This is a genomic window from Neisseria sp. MVDL19-042950 (assembly GCF_030504625.1).
In the GTDB taxonomy this organism is placed as follows: domain Bacteria; phylum Pseudomonadota; class Gammaproteobacteria; order Burkholderiales; family Neisseriaceae; genus Neisseria.
The window spans coordinates 1-347 of sequence record NZ_JAUKWH010000043.1 but is presented as its reverse complement, the minus strand read 5'-3'; the positions used below and the strand labels follow the sequence as shown (position 1 = coordinate 347).

1 pseudogene is annotated in these 347 nt (G+C 55.3%); it reads left to right on the top strand.

From position 1 onward, the window contains the following. A pseudogene (locus tag Q0X97_RS11855) lies at positions 1-347 on the top strand (RHS repeat protein); the annotation flags it as partial.

The following is a 347-nucleotide window of genomic DNA, read 5'->3' as shown; positions in this document are numbered from 1 at the left end:
AAAGACGATAACCTTTACGTCAACCGCCTTACCTCGGTTACTTTCAACAGCTGCGAACTGGTGCGCTACGGCTACGACGGCTACGGCGATTTGACCGCCGTTTACGACCGCGACGGCAAACGTCTGCGCGGTTTCGCCTACCGCAACCACATCATGATCGAGCACAACCAGCCCGACGGATTGGTATCGCGTTACGAATACGACCGTTACGACACCGACGGCAAGGTACTCAACAGCCATACCAACCTCGGCGAAGCATGGACGTTCGACTACCGTGACGGCTACACCCGCGTTACCGACGCATTAGGCAGGGAAGAAATTTACGGTTTCGACGAGAACTACGAAGA